The organism is Cellulosilyticum ruminicola JCM 14822 (assembly GCF_001311925.1).
In the GTDB taxonomy this organism is placed as follows: domain Bacteria; phylum Bacillota; class Clostridia; order Lachnospirales; family Cellulosilyticaceae; genus Cellulosilyticum; species Cellulosilyticum ruminicola.
On record NZ_BBCG01000155.1, the window covers coordinates 1 to 1,463 of the forward strand.

General features: G+C 31.4%; 3 protein-coding genes. All 3 read left to right on the top strand.

Annotation, left to right across the window (positions count from 1 at the left end; genetic code table 11):
- Nucleotides 1-124: 124 nt before the first annotated feature.
- The 3 genes from JCM14822_RS18560 (at nucleotide 125) to JCM14822_RS18565 (ending at nucleotide 1,420) form a co-directional block, all read left to right on the top strand.
- The gene (locus JCM14822_RS18560) at nucleotides 125-403 is read left to right on the top strand and encodes a hypothetical protein (protein WP_054744122.1); all 279 of its coding nucleotides are present in this window, start codon (nucleotides 125-127) and stop codon (nucleotides 401-403) included.
- A gap of 69 nt (nucleotides 404-472) precedes the next feature.
- The gene (locus JCM14822_RS19795) at nucleotides 473-640 is read left to right on the top strand and encodes an IS110 family transposase (protein WP_242861575.1); all 168 of its coding nucleotides are present in this window, start codon (nucleotides 473-475) and stop codon (nucleotides 638-640) included.
- A gap of 585 nt (nucleotides 641-1,225) precedes the next feature.
- Complete coding sequence (locus JCM14822_RS18565) at nucleotides 1,226-1,420, top strand: hypothetical protein (protein ID WP_054744124.1); 195 nt, start codon at nucleotides 1,226-1,228, stop codon at nucleotides 1,418-1,420.
- Nucleotides 1,421-1,463: the final 43 nt, after the last annotated feature.

A 1,463-nucleotide genomic window follows, 5' to 3' on the forward strand; every position in this document is an offset into this window, starting at 1 on the left:
AATACACTAAATTATTTATAGACCCTCGTGAACTTAAAGATGTTATACGTTATAGACGTAAACTTGTTAGTATACGTTCTAGTGAAAAAATAGAGTTCAAAACTCCCTAACCGTCTCTAATATCATGATTGCTAGTGTTGTTTCTGACACTTTCGGTAAATCTAGCGCTGCTATTATTAATCATATGATTTCTTCTCCTGAAGATACAGATTTAGACTATGAATCTTTACTTCATAAAGAGCTTAAATCTAAAACTTCAGATATTGGATATTCTATTGCCAATCATACACTTTCTGCCACACAAGTCTCCAAAATGTCTGTAGCCTTTAAGCACTTTGCTTACATTAATGAGTGTATTGATTTAATGGACGAAACCATAGCAATTCTTGCACCTCCTTTTTAGAATGAAATCAATCGTATTTGTACCATTCATGGTATCAAAGAACTTGCTGCAACAACCATCATTTCTGAAATAGGGAGTGATATGTCTAAGTTTGATAGTTCTAAACATTTATGTTTCTGGGCTGGGCTTACACCAAAAAATAATGAAAGTGCAGGTAAAAAGAAAAGTGTGCGTATCAGTAAAGCTGGCTCTTATCTAAAACCTATTCTTGTTCAATGTGCCCTTGGCAGCTATTAAAGATAAAGATAGTCCATTTCGTATTAAATATGAACGCATCAAACGGCGTCGTGGTCATAAGCGTGCCCTAATCGCAATTGCTAGAACCATGCTAACCTGTATGACCATATACTTTCTAAAGAAGAGGATTTTAATCATGAATTGTATTTAACCGCTGTAATTAAAGAGCCTTCAGTTATGCCAAGTACTTATCAGCTCAATCAAGCTATTTTTTTATTACAACAAAATGGTTATACTGTAAATATTTTAGATTCTACACTTTCTTCAACTTAATTTAGCCCAAAGTATAAACTTTAATATCTTATTTGTCGCTTCTTGGATCTATTCAAGGGCTTGTTTGCTGTGTCTACTTCTAGGTTTCCTTTTTCAATCTAACTTAATGACATTGGTTAAAATTTTAGTCTTTTTTATTAATAGGGTATAAAGTTAGGAACTTGTACATATATTAAAATATAAAATTAAAAAACACTAGAACAAATGTTCGATATCGTGTATAATAGGATTAACTTAATGAGACATGATTTATACATGATGAAAACACGAAAGTAAATGATGAAAACAGGAAAGTAAATGGAGGAATTTAAAATGAGACTAGGAGAGACAATGTGCTACTATAGAGCAAGAGGTGGACAAAAAAGTGTGTATATTACAATTGTATATGAGAATGATACGTTAAGAGAAAGTATTATTCAGTATCATGAACAACAAGTAATAGATGAGAAGGATGAGAAGAAGGAAAAAGATTACCAGTTATCATATCCATCTATAGTTTTAAATTAGCAGATAATTTACTGATTTAAGATATTATAGTCAAATGTTTTAT

Bases quoted from the DNA above. Each gene is read 5' to 3' on its own strand.
- JCM14822_RS18560 (WP_054744122.1), top strand. From the start codon at position 125: ATGATTGCTAGTGTTGTTTCTGACACTTTCGGTAAATCTAGCGCTGCT.
- JCM14822_RS18565 (WP_054744124.1), top strand. From the start codon at position 1,226: ATGAGACTAGGAGAGACAATGTGCTACTATAGAGCAAGAGGTGGACAA.